Source organism: Maribacter sp. (assembly GCF_049667165.1).
In the GTDB taxonomy this organism is placed as follows: Bacteria; Bacteroidota; Bacteroidia; order Flavobacteriales; family Flavobacteriaceae; genus Maribacter_A.
This window is the reverse complement of record NZ_JBATHS010000414.1, coordinates 1-26489: the sequence shown is the minus strand read 5'-3', so window position 1 is coordinate 26489 and position 26489 is coordinate 1. Positions and strand designations below refer to the sequence as shown.

At 41.3% G+C, this 26489-nt stretch carries 25 protein-coding genes; 8 read left to right on the top strand and 17 right to left on the bottom strand.

What is annotated here, in order from left to right; translation table 11 throughout:
- The 3 genes from coaE to WBM98_RS18715 form a co-directional block, all read left to right on the top strand.
- Positions 1 to 483, top strand: a 483-nt coding sequence (coaE, locus tag WBM98_RS18725; RefSeq protein WP_424367540.1) for a dephospho-CoA kinase, incomplete at its 5' end; no start/stop codon positions are given.
- 75 nt (positions 484 to 558) lie between these two features.
- Positions 559 to 2139 carry a sensor histidine kinase gene (locus tag WBM98_RS18720; RefSeq protein WP_424367539.1) on the top strand — a complete coding sequence of 527 codons (1581 nt, stop codon included), beginning with the start codon at positions 559 to 561 and terminating at the stop codon, positions 2137 to 2139.
- 6 nt (positions 2140 to 2145) lie between these two features.
- On the top strand, positions 2146 to 2859 hold the full coding sequence (locus tag WBM98_RS18715; protein ID WP_424367538.1) for a response regulator transcription factor: 714 nt from the start codon (positions 2146 to 2148) through the stop codon (positions 2857 to 2859).
- Between the two features lie 48 nt (positions 2860 to 2907).
- Here WBM98_RS18715 and WBM98_RS18710 read toward each other — a convergent pair whose 3' ends face one another.
- The 8 genes from WBM98_RS18710 to WBM98_RS18675 form a co-directional block, all read right to left on the bottom strand.
- Positions 2908 to 3399, bottom strand: coding sequence for a gluconokinase (locus WBM98_RS18710; RefSeq protein WP_424367537.1), 492 nt, complete (start codon positions 3397 to 3399; stop codon positions 2908 to 2910).
- A complete protein-coding gene (miaA, locus tag WBM98_RS18705; RefSeq protein ID WP_424367536.1) occupies positions 3392 to 4315 on the bottom strand; it encodes a tRNA (adenosine(37)-N6)-dimethylallyltransferase MiaA in 924 nt (307 codons plus the stop codon). Before miaA ends, WBM98_RS18710 begins: the two co-directional genes overlap by 8 nt.
- Positions 4315 to 5151, bottom strand: a complete 837-nt coding sequence (locus tag WBM98_RS18700) for an ion transporter (RefSeq protein WP_424367535.1) — start codon at positions 5149 to 5151, stop codon at positions 4315 to 4317. The genes miaA and WBM98_RS18700 overlap by 1 nt, the downstream gene beginning before the upstream one ends.
- Before the next feature lie 3 nt (positions 5152 to 5154).
- Complete coding sequence (locus WBM98_RS18695) at positions 5155 to 6519, bottom strand: exonuclease domain-containing protein (protein WP_424367534.1); 1365 nt, start codon at positions 6517 to 6519, stop codon at positions 5155 to 5157.
- 154 nt (positions 6520 to 6673) lie between these two features.
- A complete protein-coding gene (locus tag WBM98_RS18690) occupies positions 6674 to 7336 on the bottom strand; it encodes a YggS family pyridoxal phosphate-dependent enzyme (protein ID WP_424367533.1) in 663 nt (220 codons plus the stop codon).
- Between the two features lie 125 nt (positions 7337 to 7461).
- On the bottom strand, positions 7462 to 8697 hold the full coding sequence (locus tag WBM98_RS18685; RefSeq protein WP_424367532.1) for a DUF1015 domain-containing protein: 1236 nt from the start codon (positions 8695 to 8697) through the stop codon (positions 7462 to 7464).
- Between the two features lie 5 nt (positions 8698 to 8702).
- On the bottom strand, positions 8703 to 9590 hold the full coding sequence (locus WBM98_RS18680; protein ID WP_424367531.1) for a 3-hydroxyacyl-CoA dehydrogenase family protein: 888 nt from the start codon (positions 9588 to 9590) through the stop codon (positions 8703 to 8705).
- 10 nt (positions 9591 to 9600) lie between these two features.
- Complete coding sequence (locus tag WBM98_RS18675) at positions 9601 to 10560, bottom strand: Gfo/Idh/MocA family protein (RefSeq protein WP_424367530.1); 960 nt, start codon at positions 10558 to 10560, stop codon at positions 9601 to 9603.
- A gap of 147 nt (positions 10561 to 10707) precedes the next feature.
- Here WBM98_RS18675 and WBM98_RS18670 point away from each other — a divergent pair, with 147 nt between their 5' ends.
- Positions 10708 to 11349: a protein-L-isoaspartate(D-aspartate) O-methyltransferase gene (locus WBM98_RS18670; protein ID WP_424367529.1), complete on the top strand. Its 642-nt coding sequence runs from the start codon at positions 10708 to 10710 to the stop codon at positions 11347 to 11349.
- A 26-nt stretch (positions 11350 to 11375) separates the two neighbouring features.
- Here WBM98_RS18670 and smpB read toward each other — a convergent pair whose 3' ends face one another.
- The gene (smpB, locus tag WBM98_RS18665; RefSeq protein ID WP_424367528.1) at positions 11376 to 11837 is read right to left on the bottom strand and encodes an SsrA-binding protein SmpB; all 462 of its coding nucleotides are present in this window, start codon (positions 11835 to 11837) and stop codon (positions 11376 to 11378) included.
- Positions 11838 to 11940: 103 nt separating this feature from the next.
- On the opposite strand from smpB, the gene WBM98_RS18660 reads away from it, so the two are divergent.
- Complete coding sequence (locus WBM98_RS18660; protein ID WP_424367527.1) at positions 11941 to 12702, top strand: DUF6503 family protein; 762 nt, start codon at positions 11941 to 11943, stop codon at positions 12700 to 12702.
- On the opposite strand, the gene WBM98_RS18655 is transcribed toward WBM98_RS18660, so the two are convergent.
- Complete coding sequence (locus WBM98_RS18655) at positions 12680 to 13213, bottom strand: SixA phosphatase family protein (RefSeq protein WP_424367526.1); 534 nt, start codon at positions 13211 to 13213, stop codon at positions 12680 to 12682. The genes WBM98_RS18660 and WBM98_RS18655 overlap by 23 nt on opposite strands.
- A 62-nt stretch (positions 13214 to 13275) precedes the next feature.
- Between WBM98_RS18655 and WBM98_RS18650 the strand changes: the two genes are divergently transcribed.
- Positions 13276 to 15570, top strand: a complete 2295-nt coding sequence (locus WBM98_RS18650; RefSeq protein WP_424367525.1) for a PorP/SprF family type IX secretion system membrane protein — start codon at positions 13276 to 13278, stop codon at positions 15568 to 15570.
- 10 nt (positions 15571 to 15580) lie between these two features.
- Here WBM98_RS18650 and WBM98_RS18645 read toward each other — a convergent pair whose 3' ends face one another.
- Together WBM98_RS18645 and clpB are read right to left on the bottom strand one after the other, a co-directional pair.
- Positions 15581 to 16177, bottom strand: coding sequence for a TetR/AcrR family transcriptional regulator (locus WBM98_RS18645; protein ID WP_424367524.1), 597 nt, complete (start codon positions 16175 to 16177; stop codon positions 15581 to 15583).
- A gap of 114 nt (positions 16178 to 16291) precedes the next feature.
- Positions 16292 to 18892 carry an ATP-dependent chaperone ClpB gene (gene clpB / locus WBM98_RS18640; protein WP_424367523.1) on the bottom strand — a complete coding sequence of 867 codons (2601 nt, stop codon included), beginning with the start codon at positions 18890 to 18892 and terminating at the stop codon, positions 16292 to 16294.
- A gap of 162 nt (positions 18893 to 19054) precedes the next feature.
- Between clpB and ytxJ the strand changes: the two genes are divergently transcribed.
- Positions 19055 to 19450, top strand: coding sequence for a bacillithiol system redox-active protein YtxJ (gene ytxJ / locus WBM98_RS18635; RefSeq protein WP_424367522.1), 396 nt, complete (start codon positions 19055 to 19057; stop codon positions 19448 to 19450).
- Between the two features lie 37 nt (positions 19451 to 19487).
- Here the strand turns inward: ytxJ and WBM98_RS18630 are convergent, their stop codons facing one another.
- Complete coding sequence (locus WBM98_RS18630; protein ID WP_424367521.1) at positions 19488 to 20675, bottom strand: hypothetical protein; 1188 nt, start codon at positions 20673 to 20675, stop codon at positions 19488 to 19490.
- A 115-nt stretch (positions 20676 to 20790) separates the two neighbouring features.
- Positions 20791 to 22083 carry a fumarylacetoacetase gene (gene fahA, locus WBM98_RS18625; RefSeq protein ID WP_424367520.1) on the bottom strand — a complete coding sequence of 431 codons (1293 nt, stop codon included), beginning with the start codon at positions 22081 to 22083 and terminating at the stop codon, positions 20791 to 20793.
- A 110-nt stretch (positions 22084 to 22193) separates the two neighbouring features.
- Between fahA and glyA the strand changes: the two genes are divergently transcribed.
- Positions 22194 to 23468: a serine hydroxymethyltransferase gene (glyA, locus tag WBM98_RS18620; RefSeq protein WP_424367519.1), complete on the top strand. Its 1275-nt coding sequence runs from the start codon at positions 22194 to 22196 to the stop codon at positions 23466 to 23468.
- Positions 23469 to 23481: 13 nt separating this feature from the next.
- Here the strand turns inward: glyA and WBM98_RS18615 are convergent, their stop codons facing one another.
- The 3 genes from WBM98_RS18615 to WBM98_RS18605 form a co-directional block, all read right to left on the bottom strand.
- On the bottom strand, positions 23482 to 24123 hold the full coding sequence (locus WBM98_RS18615; RefSeq protein WP_424367518.1) for a hypothetical protein: 642 nt from the start codon (positions 24121 to 24123) through the stop codon (positions 23482 to 23484).
- Between the two features lie 173 nt (positions 24124 to 24296).
- Entirely contained in the window at positions 24297 to 24968 is a 672-nt protein-coding gene (locus WBM98_RS18610; RefSeq protein WP_424367517.1) for a histidine kinase, read from the bottom strand.
- Positions 24969 to 24984: 16 nt separating this feature from the next.
- Positions 24985 to 26489: tetratricopeptide repeat-containing sensor histidine kinase (locus WBM98_RS18605; protein ID WP_424367516.1), on the bottom strand; the 1505-nt coding region annotated here is incomplete at its 5' end.

Sequence of the window (26489 nt, the reverse complement as noted above, 5' to 3'; positions counted from 1 at the left end):
AAGTTGATGGAGTCCTCAAAGAAGTTACGAACTGCCATAACAAAGCTATTTGGGGAGAGGGCCTACGTCGACAAAAAATTGAACCGCGCCTACATCGCCGAAAAGGTTTTTGAAAACACCGAATTATTGGGCCGGTTGAATGCTATTGTGCATCCAGCGGTTCGGGAAGATTTTATACAATGGGCCAAAAAACAAAAATCACCCTATGTCATCCAGGAATCGGCCATCATTTTTGAAAATGGACTTCAGGATTTCTATGACAAGATTATCTTGATCACGGCGCCAAAGGAAATACGCCTAGAACGCGTTATGAAGCGGGATAAGACACCCAAATCCAAAATTTTGGCCCGTATGGGGAGCCAATGGGATGATGTAAAAAAAAGGAGTATTTCTAACTTTGTGATTGAAAATATTGTATTGAAAGATACCCGTAAAAGCGTAAAGGAGGTCCATAGGCAATTACTGGATCTTTACGGGGTTTGAGCAATTTTAACAATTTTGTTAAGGTTAGGTTAAACGTTAAAAAGCTAGTTGTTAAATCTCTAATTTTGCACGTAGATGAATAAGAGGTTGTTTGTTCTTTTGGTCATTCTTATGAGCCTCTCATTAATAGGGATAATCTTTGTACAGGGGTATTGGATAAAAAAGTCTGTTGAAGATAGGGAAGATCAATTTTCGAACAGTGTATCGCAGGTGCTCGATAAGGTTACCGATTTGATCACTCGCAGAGAGCGCAATGATTATTTTGAAAGGTATGTAAATATCAAAGATAGCATTGGGGATTTAAAGAGTGCACATTTCAAGAACTTCTTCTTTGTAGATCATGATATTAATTCGGATGAGGTACATTATTATTCCCATGGTATTTTAGAGGAAGAATATAATATCGCATCAACGTTCTTTGACAGTAGTACGGGGGAAGACACCACGACTATAAAAAATTATACCAGCCGACGTTTGAAAGCTACCTTTAAACAGGATTTAAGTCTAGACGGTCGCCAAAGTAAATTTACACCCATCGAAAAAATAGAAAAAATCGGGGGGCTGACTTCGATGGAGATTTCTGCATTCGAGGATATGTTCGGTGAATTTGCCAAGCGGGTACCCATACATAATCGGGTTTCAAAACAGGAAATTGAATTGTTGTTGGCACGGGAATTGGAGAATCGCAATATCAACACCGATTATGAATATGGTATTGCCAGTAGGGGCTTGCCGACCTCCGTAAAATCGAGGAAATTCAGTTTTCGGAATCCTACCCCATATAAATCCTTGATATTCAAGGATTCGGAGGGCAATTCGGATTATGCGTTGTTGATAACCTTTCCGAAAAAGAAACGGTTTTTGATCAGCTCCATCTTAGGTATGGCGGGGTTATCGCTCTTGTTTACCCTGGTGATTATCATTGCCTATTCAAGTGCGATCTACCAGTTGATACGACAAAAGCAGATTTCGGAAATCAAATCGGATTTCATCAATAATATGACCCATGAATTCAAAACACCGATTGCTACCATTAATTTGGCCGTTGAGGCAATAAAGAATCCACAGGTGATCGATGATAAGGAAAAGGTGATGCGGTACCTCCAGATGATACGCGACGAGAACAAAAGAATGCATGCCCAAGTAGAAAACGTGCTTCGTATTTCCAAGTTGGAAAAAAACCAGTTGGATATCAGTAAGGATAGGGTCGATGTACACGACATAATACATGATGCGATCGCCCATGTTGAATTGATCGTAGGTGATAGGGGTGGTTATATAGAAACCCACTTAAAAGCCGGTAGAAAAGAAGTTTTGGCCAATGAGATGCATTTTATCAATGTGATAGTGAATATCCTTGACAATGCCATAAAATATTCGCCAGAGGCGCCTAAAATCGATATATATACCGAAGAGGTGAAAAACAATATAATCATCGAGATAAAAGATCAAGGCGCGGGCATGAGTAAGGCCGTACTTAAGAAAGTTTTTGAAAAGTTCTATAGGGAACATACAGGGGACATACACAATGTTAAAGGGCACGGCTTGGGTCTGGCCTACGTAAAAAGAATAATAGAAGATCACCAAGGTGAAGTTTATGCAGAAAGCGAAAAAGGAAAAGGAAGCTCTTTCTATATAAAACTGCCATTAATATAAAGAATTATGGAAACAATAAACAAGAAAATACTTTTAGTGGAAGATGATCCGAATTTCGGGATCGTATTGAAGGATTATCTGTCAATGAACAATTTTGATGTTACATTGGCCAAGAATGGCATGGAAGGTTTCGAGAAGTTTAAAAAAGACAATTATGATGTTTGTATTTTGGATGTCATGATGCCTTATAAGGATGGTTTCACCCTGGCCCGTGAGATCAGGGAAAAAAACGAGAATGTCCCTATTATTTTTCTTACGGCAAAAACCATGAAAGAAGATGTTCTTAAGGGCTATAAGGCCGGTGCTGACGATTATTTGAACAAACCTTTCGATTCTGAAGTATTGTTGATGAAACTTAAGGCAATAATTCAAAGGAAAGCTTCTAACACCTTGGCAGACAGTAAGAAATATGAATTTCAAATCGGTGGTTTTCATTTGAATTCCAAATTGAGGTTCTTGAAATACAAAGAGGAGGAGGCTATTAAACTTTCTCCCAAGGAAAATGAACTGTTACGCCTTTTGGCCTTGTATGAGAATGATTTAATGCCGAGGGAATTGGCCCTGACAAAAATTTGGAGGGACGATAATTATTTCACGTCAAGAAGCATGGATGTTTATATTGCCAAATTACGTAAATACTTAAAACGTGATGATACTGTGGAAATATTGAACATTCACGGTGAGGGATTCAGATTGGTCGTTAAAACCGAATCAGAATAGCAAATATTATTTTAAAGTATCAAGCCCTGACGGTAACGTCGGGGCTTTTTAGTTGATTTTATCCAAGATTTCAGCAATAATTTCCTCAGGGGTATTGTTTATGGATACTTCAACAGCGTCTTCTGGTGGCTCCAGCGTTTCAAATTGCGATTTTAAGAGTTGACTGGGCATATAATGTCCTTTGCGCTCCTTTAATCGGGCATATATGTCATCAAAGGAGCCAGAGAGGTAAACGAAGACCATTTTCTTGCCTAGGCCCTTACGCAGTTGATCTCTATAACGTTCCTTTAAAGCTGAACAGGCGATTACGGCACCTGTAGTGCTATGTTCAAGGGCAAGTTCGTTCAAGGCCTGTAACCATCCTTCCCTGTCTTTATCATTGAGTGCCTTGCCACTGGCCATTTTAGTCACATTCGCTTCAGGATGGTAATCATCACCATCAAAGAAAGGTAGCCCCAGTTCATTGGCCAGAAACTTGCCTATGGTGGACTTGCCACAACCCGAAACCCCCATGATGATATAAATATGCGTGTTATTCATTGGTATATGTTGTTATTTCCTTATCTATTTCCTTAATTATATTTAGAGGGTCATCATCAAAATCAAACCAACTAATATTCCCATTCTTAGTGTACCAGGTCATTTGTCTTTTTGCGAATCTTCTGGTATTCTTTTTTATTTCCGAAATGGCGAACTCCAGGGTGCAATCACCATCAAAATAATTAAAAAGTTCCTTATAACCAACGGTTTGTAGGGCATTTAAAGCTTTATGGGGATAAACCTTTCGGGCCTCTTCCAAAAGGCCATTGGCCATCATCATATCGACCCGTTGATTGATTCGGTCATACATGGTTTCGCGTTTAGTCTTTAAACCGATGGTAACGGTATGAAATGGCCTACTTGTAGCTTTCTTGCCCAAGAACGATGAAAACGGTTTCCCAGTGGCCAAACAGACCTCCAATGCCCGTATCACTCGATGGGGGTTGTTCAAATCGACTTTTTCATAATAATCCCGATCTAAAAGTTTCAACTGGTCTTGGAGTGCTTCAATTCCAGTAGTGTCAAAGGTTTTATTCAATGCCTCCCGAAAACGGGGAGGGACCTCCGGAAAATCATCCAATCCTTTGGTCACCGCATCGACATACAGACCGCTACCACCCACAAGGATTACCTGATCATGCTCCTGAAATAGATTTGTGAGGCATACCAAAGCTTCTTTTTCAAAATCGCCTACCGAATACGTATCGAAAATACTTTTATTTTTAATAAAGTGATGGGGAGCAGCATGCAATTCCTCTTTACTGGGTGCCGCGGTTCCGATGTGCAGTTCTTTGTAAAATTGACGCGAATCGGCAGAAATGATTTCCGTATCATAATGATTGGCCAAGGTAATGGCTAGCCTGGTCTTACCTATGGCCGTTGGCCCAACAACAGAAATAAGGGTTTTGGATGTCACTATTCCTCATTTAATTTATGACCACATTTTCTGCAGTAATCGGCATCTGACCGATGAATTTCAGCACCACAATTGGGACAAGCACGACCTTTGTCAGTATGTTTCTCATTTTTCCATGTGGTAGCATATTCCGCGGAGACGATCCCTGTCGGTACGGCAATGATGCCGTAACCAATGATCATGATAAAGGTGGCGATAAATTGTCCCAAAGGTGTTTGTGGAGAAATATCCCCGTACCCAACAGTGGTCAAGGTTACAATGGTCCAATAGATACTATGGGGAATACTATTGAAACCATGGGTAGGACCTTCAACCAAATACATGATGGTGCCCAATAAGACGGAAACGATAAGTACAAAAAATACGAAGACAAAGATTTTGGTCTTGCTGGCCATTAAGGCTCGGGCCAAATTATTCGATTCACCAACAAAGCGCACCAGTTTAAGTATCCGAAATACCCTTAACAAGCGAAGCGCCCTAAATGCAGTAAAATATTGTGACTGCACAAAGAAGAAGGTAAGATATTTCGGAATGGTGGAGAGTAAGTCGATGATGCCGAAAAAACTGAAAACATATTTTAAGGGCCTTTTTATGCAGACCAATCGTAGGATATACTCAATCGAAAAAAGAATGGTAACGATCCATTCCGATATATTGAAGAAATCATGGAATCTATTGTCAAATCTTGGGACACTTTCAAGCATTACGATAATAATACTGTACAGTATGACGATCAGTAAGATTATATCGAACAATTTTCCCGCAGGAGTATGCGTCCCATAAATGACTTCATGGAGTACTTCCCGCCAATCCCTATTCTTTTTTCCGGTGCTCAAAACTTAGCTATTAAGGGCGATTATTTTTTTTACTCTTTTTTTTCTTAGATAAGAATCGATGATGTGATTCGTTGAGGCATCACTGATCATTGGGGTTATAATTGATTCCAAGATAGGAATATTATTGATCTGATGGTTAAGGTCAAAATATCCACATCCCTGCAAACTGCCTTTCTTTATCAATATGGCGCTATTTTCCCCTATTTGACGTCCTTTGTCAACGATCAAAAGCGACTTATCGGCAATACTGTATTTTTCGATGGCCTTCAGCACCCTTTGGTTGTATTCCGCTGCGGACTCTTGTCCGTTACAGGCACCCGAACAATGATGCTGTTGATCCACCCCATTGGAGACATTCAAGGGTTCAAGACCATTTAGTTTCGCACAAAGATGGAATTCTTCGGTGATCTTCTTTAAAAAGTTCGTCGCCGAAAGTTGGCTATTGAAAGTTGTAATATAGGTCGCTTCTTTCTTCTGCAGCCCTATTTTAAATATATAATAGCCGTCAGCATTCGTATGTAGGTATAGCCCTTGAAAACGTTTTTTCCGGGTATTGGGATTATATTTCGGTTTGTTCTTTAGAAGTTCCTCATGCTCCTTTAGCAGGGCTACCAGCTCACTTCCGGTTTTTTCGAAGGTAATTGATTTCGTTTCTTTTTGAAGCTGTCTGGCCCTGTCGCCATTCGTGGTAAAATGCTGGTTTACCCGTTTTTTGATATTGGTGCTCTTACCAAGGAAGAGAATTTCCCCTTTTTTATCATGCATATAATACACCCCTGTTTCAGAAGGCATTTGTTCTACAAGATCCAATTGTCTTTGTGAAAGCTCCCCATGGGTCTCTTCCCGAACCACTTCTTTGATAATCGTTTTATGGGTATCCTTGGCCAATAATAACTTAAAGAGCTTAAGCGTGGCAAGTGCATCACCGTTGGCCCTATGGCGGTCACTCATGGGTATTCCTAAAGATCTTACCAACTTGCCCAAGCTGTACGATTCGGCATCGGGCATGAGATTCTTTGCCAGATCGACGGTACATATGGTCTTGCGTTCAAAGTTATAGCCCAATCGCCTGAATTCGGTCCGTAAGATCCGGTAGTCGAATTGGGCATTATGGGCCACCAAAACAGCATCTTCGGTAATTTCAACAATTCGTTTTGCCACTTCATGGAATTTGGGCGCATTCCGCAGCATTTTATTGTTGATACCCGTTAAATTGGCAACAAAAGGTTGAATCTCTTTCTCTGGATTTATTAGGCTGATGAACTCATCGACGACCTCATGCCCATCGAATTTATGGATGGCTATTTCGGTGATACCTTCTTCGTTGTATTTTCCTCCCGTGGTTTCTATGTCCAATATGGTGTACATCAATTGCCTTCTATCAGTTTTTAGTAATGATCCGTTTACACGTATTTCCTTTTTTTTCTTTTTTTCTTCCGTAGCCCTGTTTTACAACGCTGAAAAGCCATTAACGAGATGTAAATCGCTTAGTTTCGCTACCTCCTAAAAAGGATAAATGGGTTCAATGGGAATAGTTCCTGGCCCCAAAGATACTACTTCCTATGCGTACCATGGTACTTCTTTCTTCCATAGCGATCTTATAGTCTCCGCTCATCCCCATTGATACTACTGATATATCGGGCAATGACCTCTGTAAATCATCGAAACTCGATTTTAAAAATTTAAATTCTTTTCTGATTTGGTTTTCATCAGAGGTATAGGTGGCCATTCCCATTAGGCCGATTACTTTAATATTGTGGAGCGCTTTGAACGCTTCGGAGTTGATCAGGGCAGTGAGTTCCGTTTTGTCCAATCCGAACTTCGTGTCTTCTTCGGCAATATGCATTTGCAAGAGACAGGGTATGGTCCTATTGACGTTTTTGGCCTGTTTGTTTATCTCCTGCAACAACTTTAAACTATCAACCCCATGGATCAGGGAAACGAATTCTGCCATATACTTTACTTTGTTGCGCTGTACATGGCCAATCATATGCCATTCGATATCTTTTGGCAACGCTTCCCATTTCTGGGCCATTTCCTGTATTTTGTTCTCCCCGAAGACACGCTGTCCACTGTTATAGGCTTCCATAATATCATCCTGTGACTTAGTCTTTGAAACCGCCACCAAGGTAACATGATCTGGCAAGGACTCTTTTATGGTATGTAGATTTGTTTTTATTGACATGTTTTGCTTCGTAAGGTTATTTTTTTAAGGTGAATATCCGTTAGCTCCTGCGTTATACATTCAGCGTATATAATACCTGCCCACTGTTTGATTTTGCCGCTTTGCATTAGGCGTTTGCCTTGCAATCAAAACTCATAAATGGCCATACCACTTCGCAGTTTGGGTTCAATATAGGTGCTTTTCGGGGGCATTACCAGTCCGGCATCGGCAATGGCCTTTATTTCATCGACCTTCAAGGGAACAAGACTAAACCCGACCTTAAACCTTCCTTGATCGATTTCATCCTTCATGCGAATAATATTATGTTTGCCAAAACCGTAGGCAATTCGTTTATCGGTGCGTAGATCCTTGATTCCCAAAATAGGTTCCAATATGGTTTTGTAAAGTATCTGTGTATCGAGTCTACTTAGGACATCCGAAAATTTGTACACTTTCTTTCTCAAGAAGAGGGAATAAAAATCCCCATCGAGATACATGCTAAAATGATGTTTCTTTGTCGGTTTATACAGCATACTCCCTTTTTTTTCTATCCGAAACAAGGCATCCAAACGTATTAAGAACTCCTCTTTTGAATATCCGTTCAAATCCTTGACCATGCGATTGAATTCATAGATCTTTATCTCTGATTCTGGAATCATGTAGCACATGAAGTAATTATAAGGCTCCTCACCTGTATGATTGGAATTGCCTATTTTATAAATGTTGGCCAATAAACTGGAAGACGCACTACGATGGTGGCCGTCGGCGATGTAAAGGGATTCCATTTTGGAAAATTCGCGGATCAATCCATTTACGGCACTATCATCCGAAATGACCCAAAGGGTATGTGTGATCTTATCGGGGGTGGTGAAATAGTATTCCGGTGCTTTTTTCTTTTCATGGTCGATGATGGCCTCTAAAGAACCCGTATTCGAATAGGTGATTAAAACGGGTTCGGCATTGAAACCCACGGTCTTTAGATATTTGGCGAACAATTGTTCGCGTTGGCTTATCGTATCTTCATGTTTTTTGATAACGTCGTCACGGTAATCCTGGACACTTGCGGCACAAAAAAAACCACAACATTTGAAATTATGCTTTTCAATCTGGTACATGTAAAAACTATCCTTGCTATCTTTCAAGAAAATATTCCCCTCTAAAAACTCGAGATACCTATTGTGTACCATTTTAAAGCGGGCTTCTCCCGCGACTTCCTTTGAAAACTTATAGCCAGGGTTTATGATATGTAAAAACGAAAATGGATTATAGCGCAGTACGGCTTCCACTTCGTTTTCAGAATAATCCTGGTATGACCTTGAGGTCACAAAGGCCACTTTGTCCATGGTGGGTCGTATCGCCTTAAAGGGTTTAATTACAGCCATGTGTGCTAGTTGAATTGGGCAGCGACCTTTTCCGCCTTTTTGGAGACAGTATAATCATAAAAGCCTTCGCCTGATTTCACACCCAGTTTTTTGGCCATTACCATATTGACCAGTAGGGGGCATGGGGCATATTTTGGATTTTTGAAACCGTCGTACATCACATTGAGAATGGAAAGGCAAACATCCAAACCGATAAAATCAGCCAATTGCAAGGGACCCATGGGATGGGCCATGCCCAATTTCATTACGGTATCGATTTCCTCGACTCCGGCAACCCCATGGTATACTGTTTCAATCGCTTCATTGATCATGGGCATCAAGATCCTATTGGCCACAAATCCGGGATAGTCATTGACCTCGGTAGGTGTCTTACCCAACTTCTTCGCAAGTTCCATTACGGTCTTGGTAGTCTCATCGGAGGTATTGTACCCACGTATGATCTCAACAAGGTTCATGATGGGAACCGGATTCATAAAATGCATGCCGATCACATTTTCAGGCTTTGCCGTAACCGAAGCGATCTGGGTAATCGAAATGGAGGACGTATTGGTCGCCAAAATGGTATTGGCGTCAGTAATTGCATCCAATTCCTTGAATAGGCCCAGTTTTATATCGCGTTGTTCCGTAGCCGCCTCGACAACAAGTTGGGCCGTTGACACTCCTTTTGATAGGTCGGTATAGGTAGCTATGTTTTTTAATGTTCGCGACTTATCCGCTTCCGTGATCTTTCCTTTGGCCAACATCCGGTCCAAGTTTTTGGTGATGGTCGCCATTCCCTTTTGTAGGGATTCCTGGGAGATATCGATCAGTTGTACCTTGTACCCACTTTGGGCAAAAACATGGGCAATTCCGTTCCCCATGGTACCCGCACCGATAACTGCTATGTTTTTCATACTTCTTTTTCTAGAATGATCCAATAATTTGCAAAGCCACCTTCAGGGCTTGGGTTCCTTGTTCTAAGGTTACCACCGGTATGGTATCGTTGTTGATGGCATCCGCGAATGTTTCCAATTCGTCCAGAATGGCATTATTTGGTTCTATATCTGGGTTTTCAAAATAGATCTGCTTTTTAATGCCTTCGGCATTTTGTAAAATCATATCAAATTCCCCTGGGGTTTCTGGCGCATCCTTCATTTTTACCACTTCTACCTTTTTCTCCAGAAAATCGACAGAAATGTAGGCATCCCGTTGAAAAAACCTTGATTTACGCATGTTTTTAAGCGATATTCTACTGGCCGTTAGGTTCGCCACACATCCGTTTTCGAATTCGATTCGGGCATTGGCGATATCGGGTGAATTGCTGATGACAGATACACCACTGGCATTGATCTGCTTTACCTTGGAATGTACTACACTAAGAATCGCATCGATATCATGGATCATTAAATCCAAGACCACGGGCACATCAGTGCCCCGTGGATTGAACTCGGCCAATCGATGGGACTCGATGAACATGGGATTATGGATCTTATCCTTGACTGAACCAAATGCAGGATTGAATCGCTCAACATGGCCCACTTGGCCCTTTACCCCTGTATTTGCTTCTAGTTTCAATAGTTCCTCGGCTTCCTCCAAGGTATTCGTTATAGGTTTTTCGATAAAGACATGTTTTCCCTTTTCCATGGCCTTCTTGGCGCAATCATAATGTGAAAGTGTTGGGGTAACGATATCAACCACATCCACAGCATCAATAAGGTCATTGATATTTTCAAAATGGGTATACCCGAATTCGGCGGCTACTTTTTGCCCATTGATATCATCTGGATCATAAAAACCGATCAAATCATATTTTGGGGATTCGTTGAGTAAACGAAGATGTATTTTTCCTAAATGTCCCGCTCCTAAGACTCCGACTTTTAGCATAGGTCGTATTTTATTCAAAAATAAACATAGTTTGGTAGTTAATATAGTTTGGACTTCAAAAGTTTTGGCAAGGGAGCGATAAGAACATACATTGTTAGGTGAAACTTTGTTAACTTCGCTTTTTAAACCAAACTATCAAAATTACTCTTGAGAGATACCCTTAAACATCGCGGAATGCGGAATAAACTGGCAGAGGTATTGAAAGCCAAAGGCATCGTGGATCCCAAAGTCCTGGATGCCATACGCACCATACCCAGACATTTATTCATGGAAAGTGGTTTTGAGGGACATGCCTATCAGGACAAAGCATTTCCCATAGCGGCCGACCAGACCATCTCGCAGCCGTACACCGTTGCATTCCAATCGGAATTACTTCAGGTAAAACCAGGGCATCTTGTTTTGGAAATTGGGACGGGAAGTGGGTACCAGACCGCTATTTTACTACATCTAAAGGCAAAGGTATATACCATAGAAAGGCAATTGGAACTGTTCAAGAAAACCAATCTGTTCTTTAAGAAAATGGGCTATCGTCCCAAAAAGGTCATTTTCGGGGATGGTTATAAAGGGCTTCCGCAGACAGCTCCTTTTGATAGTATCATCGTCACCGCCGGAGCTCCTGAAGTACCTAGGGCACTCTTGTCGCAATTAAAGGTAGGGGGTCGACTGGTAATACCTGTGGGTCTTGACGAACAGATAATGACCCTTTTTATACGAAAAAGCGAAAAGGAATTCGAAAAAAAAGAATTAGGGATTTTTCGGTTTGTGCCGTTGCTTGAAAATAAGAACTAAGCTGTTTCGACTCAAAGCACGACTTTTTATCGATTGTAACTTTTCTTGATCCGATCCATGTCCCTCTTATTCTCACGGTCTTTAATGGTATCCCGTTTGTCGTACAACTTTTTCCCTTTGGCCAAGGCTATGTTCATTTTCGCCAACCCCTTCTCGTTCAAGAATAAATTCAAAGGGATGATGGTCAGGCCACTGGTTGCGACCTCTTTTTGAAGTTTTTTCAATTCGCGTTTGTTCAACAGCAATTTCCGCTCTGCCTTGGGTCTATGGTTAAAATGGGAGGCGTGGGAATATTCATCGATCTGCATATTGATGATGAAGAGTTCGCCCCGTTCATTGAATTCACAAAAGCTTTCTGTGATGGAGGCCTTACTTTGACGAACGGATTTTATTTCGGTTCCGGATAAAACGATACCGGCCATAAATTTCTCCAGGATCTCGTATTCAAATCGAGCCTTTTTATTCTTAATATTGATATTGTTCTGCATGGCCTTACAAAAGTAATAACAATAATGCTATATGCAATTTCCTTAAAATGGAATTCTTACGGGGAATCTGTAATGTTCAATATCCATTTTCGAACCGAGTACTATGAAAAAAACACTTTTTATTCTTTTTATCGCTATAACGACCTTACTGCTTTCCTGTAATGAACAAGATAAAAAGGAACTTACGGCCCAACAGATCGTTGACAAGAGTATTGTGATTTGCGGTGGTGAACGTTACCCCAAGAGCACTATTTCCTTTCAATTCAGGGACCGAAAATATGTAAAGGAGCACGTTGGTGGTCAAAAAATTTTAAAGCGGATTTTTAAGAACGATTCCTTGGGTAATGTTGATGTCAAGACTCCAAATGGCTTTGAACGCTACGTTGATGGAACCCTAGTGAAAATACCGGATTCTGTGGCTCATGCGTATGCCAATTCCATAAATTCTGTGCATTATTTCGCCTATTTGCCTTATGGCCTGAATGATCCTGCCGTACGTAAGGAGTACCTGGGAAAGATAATGATTCACGATCAAGCGTATTACAAAATAAAGGTAACCTTTGACCAGGAAAACGGTGGGGATGATTTTGACGATGTGTATCTCTATTGGTTCAATACCAAAACATTGAAACCCGACTTTTTAGCGTATGAATTCCATGTTAATGGAGGAGGATTGCGATTTAGGGAGGCGTATAATGAGCGCTATGTCAACGGCATTCGGTTTGTTGATTACAAAAATTATAAGCCAAAAGCCAATTCGGGATCGGTTTATAAAATAGACAAGCTATATGTGAAAGGGGAATTGGAATTATTATCCACCATCGATTTAAGGCAGATCGAGGTTACTCGGGACAATTACAATTGAAATTCAATCGCATATCGGTAGCAATGCCATTTACGAATTCCACGATGAACATACTCCCATTTTGATTGTCATCGATTTGGCTATATTTTTCTTGGCCTATCAATTTATTTACAAAATCGGGGGTTGTATTGCTGTGGCCTACGACCAACACTTTTTTATTGAGGTTATCGGCTTTAAATTGTTCTATGTCAATGAGTTCTGGATTATAAATCTGTACGGTCAGGTTTTTTTTGACGGCCATGGGGGCGGCGGTCATTTGGGTTCTTTCATAATCCGTGCTATAGATGGCATCAATTGGCACTTCGTCCAAGATTTCAGCCCAATGCATCGCTCTTCCCAAACCCTTTTGTGATAACTCAGGATCTATATTTTCGGGGTCAGACCTGTCTTTTTCAGCATGTCTGATAAAATAGAATGTTGAAAGGCTGTCTACCGCTTGTGGTTGTTCTTCCTTACAACCAAAAAAGCCCAATATGAAAACATAAATGATAAACGCTTTTAAAACCTTCATAATCAGTAATTCGTTTGTTTAAAACTTTTCTCCTAATCTAACTAAAATTAGCATAAAATAGTATGTATAACCCATGGTTTTTTGTTTTTTTGCATATGATAAAATATAAACTGTCTCTTTTGTTTTTATTGATTGCGTTTGCATTGCATGCGCAAAACGATGGTCTTCCATTGGATTTGAGACAGCATAACCTTACCGATTCCAATTCGAGCATATTCAATCCTGCCTCCGCTGTCAATTATGGGAACACCCAATCGATAGGGATATGGACACGCTGGCAATGGCAGATGATCGACGGCGATCCTACCACTTTTTTTTTGAATTATACCGGTAAATTAAATACTTCCTCATCGATCGGGGCAGGTTTTTATCAGCATAATACCGATGTGTATCTCAATACTGGCGGGGTATTGAACTATGCCTATCGATACGATTTCAATTATCGTACTAGTCTGACATTCGGATTGAATTTGTTTGGGTACCAACAGGAGTTTTCCGGGAACCCGTTTCAAGGGGATCCGCAAATAGAATTACCGTTGTTCGAAACGACCAATGATTTTATTCTCCAATTTGCCCCAGGTATACAATTTGCCTATGACGGACTGCGTATTGGCTTTGCCTCTGAAAATATGTTCGATTACAACATGAGCGAGAAAGAAGCCCATACAACAAATAAGGAGAAGATCTATTCGGGAACGGCTTCTTATGACATTCCGGTTTCAGTTAGAAAATCGGACAGCACCTCGGTATTGCGACCAATGCTTTATATTAAATCGATTCCAGGATTTGATACCCAAGTTGGGGTCAGTGCATTCTTATCGTCAAGTAAGTTCTGGGCCCAAGCGGGATACAACAGTTTTTATGGAATTGGCGTCGGTGGTGGGGGCAGGTTCAAGAAACGTTTCTCGATCGGTGCACTGGTCGAGTTCGGTACAAATGCCGATTTGAAAGGGAAGGACCCTACTTTTGAATTCGTAACGGCCTATGATTTTGGAACGTTCGATCCTAGGAAAAAAGTCGTCGGATTTGATGTAGAGGAAGAGGAGGAAGAGGAAGAATTGGAAGAAATTGCCAAGGTTGAAGGTATTGATGAAGAATTGCCCAAGACAGAAATGTTGGCCCAGAAACGGGAAGCCAAAGAACGGGAGAAAGCCCAACGCATTCAAACGAGGGATTCGCTAGCCTTATTAAAGAAAGAAGACGCAATTGCGGCTCAGATACGTAAGGAGCATGAGCTTAGAATGGACTCTATAAACAGGGTCAAGCGGCAAGAAGAAGAGGCCTTGGCACAAGTTGAAAAACAAAAACAACTCGATTCTATAAATAAAGCAAAAATAGCTGCCGATTTTGCAGAGAAGGAGAAGGAAAGCGTGGTACAAGTTGCTCAACAAGCTGAGGAAGAAAAGCCAAAAGTAGGTCAAAAATATGAAGAAGTTGTGGGAGAGGATGGTCTTATCCCGGGTTATTATCTAATTGCAAATGTTTTCGGAACAAAAAAATATCTTGATGCTTTTATGGCCAATCTTACCAAGAAAGGCCTACAACCTAAATCTTTCTTTAGAAGCAAGGATAAATACAACTACGTTTATTTAGAAAGATATGATACCATGGACGAGGCACGTAAAGCAAGAGATAGTAAACTCAATGGCCGTTACGCTGATAAGTTGTCGATTTATACCGTTGAGGCCAATGATTCACTTTCACGTGCCAAGAAAGAAGCAGTTGTTGCTGCGAATTTGCGTAAAGATCAGGAGCGTAAAACAGATTCAATAAGCCAGGCAAAAGAAAGAGAGGACGTAGCTTTAGCTAGAATTTCCAAACAAAGAAGATTGGACTCTATTACTGCTGTGGAAAAAGAAAATGCATTGACGGAAGCTAATAAGCGCAGAGAACAAGTTAGGCTTGATTCCATAAAAAATGCCAAAGATGCTGAAATAATGGCAGAAGCACTTCGCAAGGAACAACAGAGAAAGATCGATTCTATTAACAAAACCAAAGTAGCTGCAGAAACTGCGGCGAAAGAAGGGGAAAGATTGGAAGAACTTGCTCCACAATCTAAAGAAGATAAACCAAAGGCTGGCGAGAAATATGAAGAGGTTGTAGAAGAAGATGGGCTTAAACCAGGATATTATCTGATTGCCAATGTTTTTGGAACCAAACGATATTTCGATGCCTTTATGACAGATCTTACAAAGAAAGGACTGCAACCTAAGTCGTTCCTTAGGAGTAAGAACAAGTTCAATTATGTGTATTTAGATCGCTATGATACCATGGGAGAGGCCCGTAGGGCAAGGGATAGCAAGTTCAATGGAAAATACCCTGAAAAGACGTGGATCTATAGGGTCGTGGCCAAATAAACCGAAGGAACTATTTTTTGATTTCCTTTTTCACCAAAACTTCCAGGTAAGCCACGGTATTCATAAGGTATTTGCGATCTTTGGTAATGGTGCTCATGGCCACCGCCCCTTGAAGCATGGTGTAGAACTGCTTTGCGAATTGTAGGGGTGTTACGGGTAAATGAAGTTCATTGTTATTCACCCCTTTCTCCAAGACCAGTGCTATTTTACCTTCAATGGTTTTAATGGTTTCACTGGCAGCAGCAGCCAAGAGTTTGTTGTTGTCCTGGGCATCGACACCCATATTCAGTACGGGACAACCTCCGAGTTCTGAAGTGAAAACATCATAATTGCGATAAAACTTGGTTAGTGAAAATAATTTATCGAGGGAATCACCTGCAATACCCAAGCGTTCATCTATGGCTGTAAGTAGTTTATTGATGCTGTATTCGTACGCGGCCAATGCCAGGGCTTCCTTGTTTTCAAAATTGCCATAAAGGGCTCCTTTGGTCAATCCTGTGGCTTCCGTAAGGTCGCTCATACTCGTGCCCTCATAACCATGCTTAATAAAAACTGGGGCAACGGTTTCAATGATAAAAGCAGTAGTTCTCTCAGCTTTTGTGGTCATGGTATGGCTATTTTCTACGAAGATAAAAAAACTATATACTGCATGGTATATAATGTTGATAAAAAAAAGGCCCTGAAGAAATGATCAGGGCCCATTTTTATGTTAACATCCAGTTCAGTTTACCAATTCACTCTGATTTCTGAAGACCAATTGGTCGTCAAAGGCATCGATTAGTACAATACTATCCGCTTTGATGGTCCCACTTAGAAGTTCTTTTGACAAGTTGTTCAAGACATCTTTTTGGATTACCCTCTTTATGGGTCTTGCTCCATATTGTGGATCATAACCCTTGTTAGCAAGATAGGTAACCGCCTCATCGGTAGCATCAATGGTGATATGTTGTTTGCCCAACATTTTTTTCAATTGTTCTATTTGAAGCAGAACGATTTCCCTAATATCTTCCTTACTCAAGGGCGTGAACATGATGATATCATCGATCCTATTCAGGAATTCGGGGCGAATTGTTTTTCGCAATAGGCCAAGAACCTCAACGCGGGCAGCTTCAGAAGCACTATAAATGTCCTTATTGTTCTCAAACTTTTCTTGAATGATATGACTTCCTATATTGCTGGTCATGATAATAATGGTGTTCTTGAAATCGGCAATACGACCCTTGTTATCCGTAAGTCGGCCTTCATCCAAAACCTGCAAGAGAATATTGAAGGTATCGGGATGTGCTTTTTCAATCTCATCCAATAATACGACAGAATAGGGTCTTCTTCGTACGGCTTCGGTAAGCTGTCCGCCTTCATCATAGCCAACATATCCTGGAGGTGCCCCGACCAACCTGCTTACCGCATGTCGCTCTTGGTATTCACTCATGTCTATTCGGGTCATTGCATTTTCATCATCGAATAAATACGCAGCAAGGGTTTTGGCCAGTTCGGTTTTACCAACTCCGGTAGTACCCAAGAACAGGAATGAACCTATGGGTTTTTTGGCATCCTGTAATCCGGCCCGGCTTCTTCGAATGGCGTCGGATACGGCCTGTATGGCCTCATCCTGTCCCACTACGCGTTTGTGGAGGACCTTCTCAAGTTTCAACAATTTTTCACGTTCGCTCTGTAACATCTTTGCGACATGGATGCCGGTCCATTTGGCGACGACCTCGGCTATATCCTCGTTGGTCACTTCTTCCTTGATCAGCGTACCGCCCTTCTGTTGTTCGGTCATTTCCTTTTGAAGAACTTCCAACTTTTCTTGGGCTTCCTTGATCTTGCCATAACGCAATTCCGCTACTTTACCGTAATCTCCTGAACGTTCGGCCCTTTCGGCTTCCAATTTAAAGTCTTCAATTTCATTTTTGACCTTTTGAATGGAGTCGACCACTGTTTTCTCACTTTCCCATTTTGCATAGATTTCATTGCGCTTCTCCTTGATATTGGCCAGGTCTATGTTCAACACTTTTAGTTTTGCCTGGTCATCTTCCCGTTTAATGGCCTCTATTTCAATTTCAAGCTGCATGATCTTTCTGTCCAACACATCCAATTCCTCTGGTTTGGAATTTATTTCCATACGGAGTTTGGCCGCCGCTTCGTCCATAAGGTCAATCGCCTTATCGGGTAGAAAACGATTCGTGATATAGCGTTGGGAAAGTTCTACGGCAGCGATAACGGCTTCGTCTTTGATCTGTACGTTATGGTGTGCCTCATATTTTTCTTTGATCCCCCTAAGGATCGAAATGGCACTTTCTGTGTCAGGCTCGTCGACCATTACCTTTTGGAACCTGCGCTCCAAGGCTTTGTCTTTTTCAAAATACTTTTGGTATTCGTCCAAGGTAGTCGCCCCAATGGCCCGAAGTTCGCCCCGTGCGAGTGCGGGTTTCAGTATGTTGGCGGCATCCATGGCCCCTTGACCACCACCGGCACCTACGAGGGTATGTATCTCATCGATAAATAGTACGATATTTCCATGGGAAGAGGTGACCTCTTTGATCACGGACTTAAGGCGTTCCTCGAATTCACCTTTGTATTTGGCACCGGCGATCAACGCACCCATATCCAAGGAATAAATGACCTTGTCTTTTAGGTTTTCGGGAATATCACCCTGTATGATTCGATGCGCCAGACCTTCGGCGATGGCGGTTTTACCTACACCGGGTTCCCCGACCAACATGGGATTGTTTTTCGTTCTTCTGGAAAGAATCTGTAGAATTCGCCTGATTTCCTCATCCCTGCCAATAACGGGGTCTAATTGGCCGCTATCGGCCATTTTATTTAGATTTCGGGCATATTTCTCTAGTGCGTTATAGGTTTCCTCGGCACTTTGTGAGGTAACCTTGCCTCCTTTGCGGAGCTCTTCTATTGCGGTCCTTAAATCCTTTTCAGTGACTCCTTGATCTTTGAGGATCTGTGCAATCTTACTCTTTGATTTAAGGATGGCCAATACCAAATGCTCTATGGAAACATATTCGTCCTCCATCTTTTTGGCAATGATGCCAGCTTCGGTCAGGCTTTTGCCAGCCTCTCTTGAAACCATGATCTCGCCTCCAGATACTTTAGGGAAACTCTCTAGCTCCTTATCGAGGATCTGGTTCAATAAAGCGGTGTTGACATTCAATTTCTTTAAGAGAAAAGGCAGTACATTTTCATCGACCTCGGCGATCGCTTTGAATAAATGCTCGTTCTCAATCTGTTGGTGCCCTTTCTCCTGCGCAATTTGTTGGGCAAGTTGAACGGCTTCCTGTGATTTTATGGTAAAATTATTAAAGTTCATTCGTTTTGTATTTTCTAGTTAAGGTTTACTTTTGATTGCTAAAGGTCAATAACCCTACCAAGTGATATTTGCGGACAAAATGTCTGAAAATCATCGAAATAACAAGACATTTCGGCAGAGTAAGGTATTGTACCAAATGCGACTTAACAGTAAAAACAAAACATGGGATTATTTAAAAACCTATTTGGCACCAGTGGCGATCAACCAAAGAAAGAACCGAATAATGTGCCATGGCGACCTTTGGTGGCCGTGCATCAATTGGAACAAATAGCGGAGGATTCCAAACATAAAACCCAGCTTATCTTCAAGCATTCGACGAGCTGTGGTATTAGTAGAATGGTGCTGAATACTTTCAATGCCAGTTATGGTTTTTCAAAGGAACAGTTTGATCTATACTACTTGGATCTACATAGTTTTAGGGAGGTTTCCAATGAGACCGGGTATAAATTCAAGGTGATGCATCAATCCCCCCAATTATTGGTCATCCGAAATGGAATCGTGGTGGCCCATGAATCACATGGGAGCATCAATGCCATTGACCTCAACGCCTATGTATAAAAAAACCCTGACATTGTCAGGGTTCAAGTTTATATGTTTAGTTGAATCTATGATTCGTAAGAATGCCCTTTAGTCGATTTTTTAGATCTTCCCCTGCGTCATAGACCATTTGTTCATTGGTGGGGAAGGGTACGGCTGCCAAATTGAGCAATGAAACCAGATTATTGTCCAAGGCCCTTTTATCGCCATCGTAATTGGCATAAATATGCTCAAAAACAAATTCACTTGACAAGGGATAGGTGTTCAACTGTTGTTGGGTCTCCAAGTCCTGAAAACTCACCAGTCCTGCTACCTGGGCCGTTTTGAATTGTGTAAATTGATAGAAATTGCATTTGACCGTTTTGAACTTATCCACTTGTATCTTGTTTCCTAAACTGTCCTTGACCACATTTCCCTCATTATCCAGAAGATATTGTTGGCCATCTACGATCTGCTTTTCCTTGATGATCTGCTTTTCGTTCACTTGCTCGGGCGAAATGTTTATTTCCCTTAATTCAATGTGCATATCATAATCATAGTCAATATTGGAAAGATGGTTCGTATGGTACTTGGTCCATTTGTCCTCTAATCCATACGTGTTGAAATTCAACAACTCCTCTTCCAGTTTTACGGGTATGATTTTATCGGTCCTGTTCACCATATCGACCCGTACATAATCCTGCCCCTTTTTATAGGCTTCTTCCATCTTCGATTTGCTATCGGCGTACCCGGGATTAATCTCATTCAAATAAAGAAAATCATCAAAGGACTCTCTATAATCCCATTTCGTACTGGCCGTATTCAATAGGTTTACTGCATTATCGTATAAATAGGACGAAAGCTCCTCCTTGGTCGAAATGATACTGTTATCATAGTTGGCAAAGGAAAATTTGGCGGATCTATTCTCTTCATAGACTTGTAAAGGCAGCAAAGGCTTAATGGATTCCTGAAGGCGATCAAGATTTTTATACCCGTTATAAATTGCTTCCAAGTTGGCGGGATTGCCGTCTTTTCTTAGAAATGATATTTGCTCCAATTCCCTTTTCGTATACTTTTGGTAGGCTTCTTCCAACAGAAGAACGTAGGATTGATTGTTTTTTTTATCCTTATTATCCGAAAGTTTCTGAACGGCATTGTTGATGGCGTTCAGATAATTACCAGTATTCAAGGCCTTTTGGGTCTTTTTAACTCCGCCGCAGGCAATTAGGAAAAGTAATATTCCGCTTAATAGTATACCTTTTTTCATGACATTTTAATTTACCGTTGTTTAGTACATTTTCAACACTCGTGCCAAAATGGTCTTTGTTGATAACGTAAAACGATAAACTATCGTATTGTCTCGATGAAAAACTTTATTTGGGTTATTTTTTGGTTTTAGGCTGAAATTCAGGGAGTAATGTGGTGGCTACTTCCCCAAAACCGATGCGTTGCCCACTTTTTTTGCAAAATCCTCGAATAACAACGGTATCATTATCTTGAATGAAGGTGCGTTCACTACCATCCTTGAGCGTTATGGGTTTTGTACCTTGCCAAGCCAATTCGAGCATGGATCCATATGATTCCTTAGTAGGTCCGGATATCGTACCACTACCCATTAAATCACCACTAGTCACTTTACAACCATTTATGGTATGGTGCGCCAATTGTTGAGCCATGGTCCAATAGAGGTACTTATAATTCGATTTGGACACTGTCGTGGCAATCCCTTCTGAAGTAACGATATCAACTTCCAATCCGATATCAAAACTATGATTGCCATTGAGTGTTAAATAGGGCAGGGGCGTTGGATCTTGTTTCGGACCCGCACATCTATAGGGTTTCAAGGCATCAAGAGTTACGATCCAGGGAGAAATGGAAGTGGCAAAATTTTTCGCTAAGAAGGGACCTAAGGGAATATACTCCCATTTTTGAATATCACGGGCACTCCAGTCGTTCAGCAATACCATACCGAAGATATATTCTTCGGCCTTGGCAATGGGGATGGGTTCTCCCAGCTTATTGGCATCTGTGGTGATAAAGGCCATTTCCAATTCAAAATCGACTAAGCGGGAAGGGCCAAAAACAGGTTTATCCGCCCCTTTGGGCATGGTTTGCCCCATGGGTCTATGAATGGGCACACCACTGGGGATAATAGTAGAGCTTCTTCCGTGGTAGGCTACAGGAAGATGCAACCAATTGGGCAACAAGGCGTTTTCAGGGTCGCGAAACATACTGCCTACGTTGGTCGCATGTTCTTTGCTCGAATAAAAATCGGTATAATCCCCAATCTGAACCGGTAATTGCATTTCAATTTCATTCAGCGCAAAGAGTATAATGGTCTTATGGGCCTCATTATTTTTTAGCGTATCATTTTCAATATCAAAGACCTCACTGATACGATTTCGTACCAGTCTCCAGGTTTTTTGGCCGTCTGAGATAAAATCATTCAAGGTATCTTGAAGGAAAATATCATCGGTCAGGGGAATTCCGTCGAAATAACCTAATTGATGCATTGCGCCTAAATCTATTGCCGTATCACCGATACGGGTACCTATGGTGATGATATCATCTCGGGTCAAAAATACGCCAAAGGGAATATTCTGTATCGGGAAGTCCGTATCTACGGGGGTCGGTAACCATGTTTTCTTAGCGGGATCATTAGCGAGTAGCTCCATATTAATATTGTTAATTCATGTTTGATAAATTCCTGATCAAATATATTATTTTCCATCAATAACCAACTGGCAATTTGTATTTTTACCGCTCATTTAACAGATTGGAATATATGCAACGCGATCAACTCATTTTCGATTTAATAGAAGCAGAGAAAGAAAGGCAATTAAACGGCATTGAACTTATTGCATCAGAGAACTTCACTAGCCCACAAGTAATGGAAGCTGCCGGATCGGTACTTACCAACAAATATGCCGAGGGGTATCCGGGAAAAAGATATTATGGTGGGTGCGAAGTGGTGGATCAAGTTGAGCAAATTGCGATCGACAGGGCCAAGGAATTGTTCGGAGCGGCCTATGCCAATGTGCAGCCCCATTCCGGTTCACAAGCCAATGCCGCGGTTTACCATGCGTTTTTGCAACCTGGCGATACCATTTTAGGTTTCGATCTGTCACATGGTGGTCATTTGACCCACGGATCTCCCGTTAATTTTTCAGGGAGATTGTATAATCCTGTTTTTTATGGGGTAGATGCCGAAACTGGCGTACTGAACTATGACGCCATTCAGGAAATCGCCTTTAAGGAAAAACCCAAACTGATCATCGCCGGTGCCTCTGCCTATTCACGTGATATGGATTTTAAGCGTTTTCGTGAGATTGCGGATAGTGTTGATGCCATTCTAATGGCCGATATTGCCCATCCCGCAGGCTTGATTGCCAAGGGTATTCTTAATGACCCCATTCCACATTGCCATGTGGTAACGACGACCACACATAAAACCTTGCGCGGTCCTCGCGGTGGATTGATCCTTATGGGACAGGATTTTGACAATCCCTTTGGGATTCGATTAAAAAATGGGAACTTGCGGAAAATGTCCGCTTTGGTCGATTTGGCTGTTTTTCCCGGTAACCAAGGGGGGCCTTTGGAACATATCATTGCGGCCAAGGCCATCGCTTTTGGTGAAGCATTGACCGATGACTATATGAACTATATGCTCCAAGTGAAGAAAAATGCAGCAGCCATGGCCGCCGCATTTGTTGCCAAGGGGTATAACATTATATCAGGGGGTACCGATAACCATATGATGTTGATCGATCTTCGAAATAAGGATATTACCGGTAAGGATGCGGAAAAGGTATTGGTCAAAGCGGATATTACCGCGAACAAGAATATGGTGCCTTTTGATGATAAATCGCCATTTGTAACCTCTGGCATCCGCTTTGGCACGGCAGCCATTACAACAAGGGGCTTAAAAGAGGCCGAAATGAAAACCATCGTGGACTTGGTTGACCGCGTACTTACCAATGCTGATGATGAGGAAGTAATTGAGAAGGTTAGGGGCGAAGTGAATGCCTTAATGCAGGGAAGGGCCCTTTTCAATGCCTGATGACCTTGAAATATTACTCATTTAGCATATACAAATCCTCATAAATGAATTTGGCGTTGTCCAAATCATAAATTACCGCATCTTTCTCAGATTCAAAATAGAGGGCCCAATAACTGGTATAGCTATGGGTCTTATTGTTATGCATCATAGAAAGATTCGTTGGGATAATCCTTTCCTCAAAAACGGCGACGAAAATCTCATACGGCACCTCTACGTTCCCTTTGGACAAATGCAGGTAATGCTTTTCTAGATTGAGGAAAATATCATCCAATTGATCGGAAATACTTTTATTGTAGATTTTATCGATAATGATACTGGTATCTTTGAGGTTAATCGAAAACTCGTCCACATCAAAGAAAACATCATTGACCTCTTCCAACAAATTGATTTCCTCGGCAAGCGAATATTTACAATGATTGAAAGATCCCCAGGCCTGTTTGGACGAATGGATGACCATGTCCATCAATGTCAAATCACAATTCAATTCAATGACCAAATTGATCTGTTCATCGTTTGAAGAATTATTATGTACAGAAATAGTCGAGAAAAAATGTTTTTCAAGGGTATTTATAAAAGTGGAAAGTCCATTGAAGGATACCTTTTTGGACTTCCTGCTAGGAAGGTTGTTTTCGAAATCTTTTGGATCAAAAGACATAATGTATGGTTATTTCGGGATGCAATAACCACAAATTTAAGGGGATGTCTTGGCAAGTGACCTTAGGAAAACCTTATAAAAAATGAGGTTTTCCTTGATAGCGCAATAAAAATTATATAAACTGCTGAAATCCAGTGTTTTAATATAAATTGAAAAATTGTTAAAATTGCGGATTAAATGAACCCACGTTTTCTGGCCTCTTCAATAAGCTCTATATCATTGCCCTGTTCAATACCAAAAAGCTGTTTCAATTGTCTTTTTCTGGATTCAACCGTCGTGGGGGCTACGGAAATCAAGGGGCCTATATCCTTGGTACGTGTACCCGTTGCGATATAATGTAGGATTTTTTTGTCGGTGTCATCGACCATATCAAAATCATTGGCCATTTTTTTGCGAATGGCCGTTAAGGCACTGGCCGTATAATAGGGTGGCCTATCCAACACCGTACGTACCATGGCGCAGAGCGATTTCTCATCGATTTCAGATTTTACCATATACCCATCGGGATCAACCGTTTTAAAAAGACTGTTGATTCGGTAACTATCGCTAAATGAGGACATGAAGACGACTTTTGAGGATGGAACCTTTTTTCTGGCATAGATACCGATATCCTCACCGCTGCGAGTATCGTTCGAATGGGACGGAAATAAGGATATATCCAATAATAGGATGTCGTAAGGGGTGGCGCGTGCGGAAAAATCTATCTTTTCTATCGCCCCTTCAAAAGTATTCACGGTATCTACCTTTACCTCAAACCCATCAAATTCCTCACCTTCCAAAATATACTTATACCCCATGGCCGTCATGGCATGGTCGTCTACCGATAAAAGTCGTACAATCTTCATAATCAAACTATTAGTACTATTTTATGTTCTCAACATTCTGTTTTTTATGTAAAACGGTGGGTGCGGTATTATTATCCTTCAGGGGTAGCCGTAAGCTGATCGTTGTACCCTTGTTCAATACACTTTCAATATCCCACGTACCGTTAAGTTTACTCACCCTTGACTCAATGTTTCGCATGCCGATACCTTTTTTGTTTCCTTTCGGAACAAACCCTTTACCGTCGTCAGCAATGGTAACTGTCAATATTGAATTCGTTCGTACAAAACTAACCAAAATATTCTTACATTCAGCGTGCTTTACCGCATTTTGCATAATCTCTTGAACCATACGATAGAGGTTGATTTTGACTTCCCCATTCACGGCATCCCAATCATTCGTTTCATCATATTCAAAGGTATATTGGAGTCCGTTGGCATGACTTATGTTTTGCAATAAGTCTTTGATCGAATTTATGAAATTTTGGATATTATGATAGGCGGCATGGCTCAATTCATGGGATATGGCGCGCACTTCACCTTCCACGTCCTTTAGGGCGGCAATGGCCTTTGCCCTTTCGGTAATGGCTTCTTGGGTAGCTGCCTTATTCAAGCCGGTAAGCACCATACGGGCCCCCAACATTTTTCCCAACACCCCGTCGTGCAGCTCTTCCGAAATTCGTTTTTGCTCTTCCTTTTTGCTCTCCGCTATTTTCTGTTTTTGGGACAACATCAGATCAAAGATCTCTTGGTTACTGGTCTGTTGTTGCTGCTGAAATCGTAGCGCTTGGTTTTTTGCCCGTTGGTAGATGATTACGTACACGGCAGCTCCCAACAAGAAGATACCGACAGCCACGCCCGTCCAGATTTGTTTTGTGCGCGTAAGTGCTTCATTTTTAGCAATAAACTCATCGGTTTCAAAACTTATGCGCGTAAATTTATTACGCTCTTGTCGCTCTACATGTACTAAACTATCGTTCAACGCAATATAGCGTTGCGTATAGCGCAGTGAATTTTTAGGATCGATCTGGGCCAATAGGCCGAGGGAGGCCAACAAACGCTTGTTGTTGGATGCTTGCTCGGCATAATCCTTTGCCTTTTGAGCACTGGCCAAGGCTTTTAGGGTATCTTCTTGGGATAAATAGTATTCGGCGAGCGTATAATCGCTTAGGGAAAGCCCTTCGATATGCCCTTCTTCTTCCCAAATCTGTTGGGCCCTTTTTAGATCCCGTATTACCCCAAGCGTATCCCCCAATTTAAATCGGGAGTATGCCAAATTATTAATATGTGTGGCATGATCTAATCGATCATATGCGCCGAGAGTGTCTTGGTTGTTTACTGATTTTTTATAATATTCCTTGGCTTCTTTATAATTGCCTTGATCTTTATAGACGTTGCCTATATTATTGTGTAGGTTACTATAAGAAATTTTCAGGGTTTGTTCGTCGTCTATTTTGCCAAGGTATTTTTCGGCAATGGCAAAATACTCCAATGATCGATCAAACTCCTTTAGTTCCTTGGAAATGGAACCAAGTAAATTATAGC

Coding starts and splice junctions, on each gene's coding strand:
- WBM98_RS18720 (WP_424367539.1), top strand. CDS start 559: ATGAATAAGAGGTTGTTTGTTCTTTTGGTCATTCTTATGAGCCTCTCA.
- smpB (WP_424367528.1), bottom strand. CDS start 11,837: ATGCAGAACAATATCAATATTAAGAATAAAAAGGCTCGATTTGAATAC.
- WBM98_RS18690 (WP_424367533.1), bottom strand. CDS start 7,336: ATGTCAATAAAAACAAATCTACATACCATAAAAGAGTCCTTGCCAGAT.
- WBM98_RS18685 (WP_424367532.1), bottom strand. CDS start 8,697: ATGGCTGTAATTAAACCCTTTAAGGCGATACGACCCACCATGGACAAA.
- WBM98_RS18610 (WP_424367517.1), bottom strand. CDS start 24,968: ATGAAGATTGTACGACTTTTATCGGTAGACGACCATGCCATGACGGCC.
- ytxJ (WP_424367522.1), top strand. CDS start 19,055: ATGGGATTATTTAAAAACCTATTTGGCACCAGTGGCGATCAACCAAAG.
- glyA (WP_424367519.1), top strand. CDS start 22,194: ATGCAACGCGATCAACTCATTTTCGATTTAATAGAAGCAGAGAAAGAA.
- WBM98_RS18615 (WP_424367518.1), bottom strand. CDS start 24,123: ATGTCTTTTGATCCAAAAGATTTCGAAAACAACCTTCCTAGCAGGAAG.
- WBM98_RS18655 (WP_424367526.1), bottom strand. CDS start 13,213: ATGAAGGTTTTAAAAGCGTTTATCATTTATGTTTTCATATTGGGCTTT.
- clpB (WP_424367523.1), bottom strand. CDS start 18,892: ATGAACTTTAATAATTTTACCATAAAATCACAGGAAGCCGTTCAACTT.
- WBM98_RS18675 (WP_424367530.1), bottom strand. CDS start 10,560: ATGCTAAAAGTCGGAGTCTTAGGAGCGGGACATTTAGGAAAAATACAT.
- WBM98_RS18650 (WP_424367525.1), top strand. CDS start 13,276: ATGTATAACCCATGGTTTTTTGTTTTTTTGCATATGATAAAATATAAA.
- WBM98_RS18715 (WP_424367538.1), top strand. CDS start 2,146: ATGGAAACAATAAACAAGAAAATACTTTTAGTGGAAGATGATCCGAAT.
- fahA (WP_424367520.1), bottom strand. CDS start 22,083: ATGGAGCTACTCGCTAATGATCCCGCTAAGAAAACATGGTTACCGACC.
- WBM98_RS18645 (WP_424367524.1), bottom strand. CDS start 16,177: ATGACCACAAAAGCTGAGAGAACTACTGCTTTTATCATTGAAACCGTT.
- WBM98_RS18680 (WP_424367531.1), bottom strand. CDS start 9,590: ATGAAAAACATAGCAGTTATCGGTGCGGGTACCATGGGGAACGGAATT.
- WBM98_RS18630 (WP_424367521.1), bottom strand. CDS start 20,675: ATGAAAAAAGGTATACTATTAAGCGGAATATTACTTTTCCTAATTGCC.
- WBM98_RS18695 (WP_424367534.1), bottom strand. CDS start 6,519: ATGTACACCATATTGGACATAGAAACCACGGGAGGAAAATACAACGAA.
- WBM98_RS18660 (WP_424367527.1), top strand. CDS start 11,941: ATGAAAAAAACACTTTTTATTCTTTTTATCGCTATAACGACCTTACTG.
- WBM98_RS18710 (WP_424367537.1), bottom strand. CDS start 3,399: ATGAATAACACGCATATTTATATCATCATGGGGGTTTCGGGTTGTGGC.